General features: G+C 46.7%; 1 protein-coding gene and 1 rRNA gene. Both read right to left on the reverse strand.

Translation table 11 applies throughout. The features are described from left to right. Position 1 precedes the first annotated feature (1 nt). Positions 2 to 1,114, reverse strand: a complete 1,113-nt coding sequence (locus HMPREF2993_RS02025) for a hypothetical protein (protein WP_141758243.1) — start codon at positions 1,112 to 1,114, stop codon at positions 2 to 4. Between the two features lie 398 nt (positions 1,115 to 1,512). Beyond that, positions 1,513 to 1,630: ribosomal RNA gene (gene rrf, locus HMPREF2993_RS02030) — 5S ribosomal RNA — on the reverse strand. Positions 1,631 to 1,767 lie beyond the last annotated feature (137 nt).

Raw genomic sequence — 1,767 nt, forward strand, 5'->3', positions numbered from 1 at the left:
ACTACGTGTCCACGATTTGCGGGCAACCCCATACTTCGTAAATTTTTGCACCTATTAAATTTGCAAACCCGATACCAAAAGCTGACGCCATCGAAAATATAGCTACTACAAATGTCCGATCTTTATCATCACCTTTGTCATACTGAAACTGCCAAGCCATAATAGTTGCGAGCGTCCGGGCGGTATGAATTAAGCAGAATACCGCCATCAAGGCTAATGAAAAGACAATCATTGATTGTAAGAGCACAGCACTGCTAACTAAGAGAATCCCGCCGAACACCCCCAAAGCAACTGCCAGCAAGAGTAAGGCGAAATTTGAAGCCCTACCTCCTTTCTTGAAGCGAGAGTTCTTCTGGATAACATAATTGATCGCAATTTCTATAAATACAGAGCACAATAGCAACCAACTAAGCTTACTTCCCTTGGACGCCAGTATGTACGGCACTAGAACGGAACCGGTTGTGATAATTGCGAATGTAACAAAGACTTTTAGACAAGAAATCCATACATCTGTTGCCAATGAAAATCTGACGGGAAATGAAGCTCGGCGTACAACGTCGACCCCTTGATTTTGCTTCAATACGTGCGTCGCGGCGATACAAATAAAATATCCAAAACTCCCAAGCAACGAAGCTAAGGTTCGAATCGAGACATCAAAAAGCAGAACGCATGATACGGTGGCTGTCCCAAGTAGAACGACAGTCAACGTAGCTGTTCGTAATGCAATTTTGAAACTAACTAGCTCCTCTTTTTGCAGGTAGCGTGGAGGAAGAGCACCTCTCAGAGGCGAAACAAACCTTCCAAGCAAAAAGATTCCAACCAAAGCACCCATCAATGGGATTTGACCAGGGATTATTCCAAGAACAACATATGCGACCACCTGAAAAATCTGCACACAGCCGAGAACCCTAGCTTCGCCCACGACATCTCCGAGACGTGCAAGCGGCAACGACAGAATTGTCCCAATAACAATGCCCGTGCCCACCGCATGCAAAGCACCTTGACCATCAAGACCAGATTCTACTGTCAGGTAACCTACAGAAGCTGCAAGAAATGAAGTCACGTATGCATCCACAAGAACATTCACTCTGATTACAGTTGCAGGAGAGAGCATTTTCCTTAAGAGCACCTCAAGACACCTCCAACTGGACTTCTACGAATGACCACTCAATGCTCGTGACATTAGAAAACTGAGCGACGAATCCGTCCACCGAATCTCGTAGCCCGGGGTAGACCCGCAAAAAGCAACGCCGAACGCTAATTCAACCATTTTGATTAGTGTAGCTGAAATACGTTCCTCGAAAGTATCAGCGCGAGGAGAAAGCACCGAAAGTGACGAAAAGATAGTGCCAAAGCGTTATGGACCTAGGTGTGGTACTCAAGGAGATTTGAGGTCGCTCCCCCAGTGTCGTTGGGGGCGGACCTTGAAAACGAAGAAAGAGACCGTTGAAGCGGTAGTAATGCTTCAACGGTCTCTCTTTGTTGTGTATTGAGTTATGGTTTGTTGTTTGGTGTCGGCGGTTTCTTACTCTCCCACAACCTCCCGGTTGCAGTACCATCAGCGTTAGCAGGCTTAGCTTCCGGGTTCGGAATGGGACCGGGCGTTTCCCTGCTGCTATAGGCCACCGACAAACACACGGAGCAACGGCTGGTTGCTGGTGTTGTGTCAGATACTGTGTAGTGGACGCAAGCGACAGTGATTATTGTCTTGTTGTGTTTGTTGTTTACACACCCCAGTTGGGTGTGTGTGTTTGTTTTGGTCTATTA

Source organism: Corynebacterium sp. HMSC068G04 (genome assembly GCF_001814885.1).
Lineage (GTDB): Bacteria > Actinomycetota > Actinomycetes > Mycobacteriales > Mycobacteriaceae > Corynebacterium > Corynebacterium hiratae.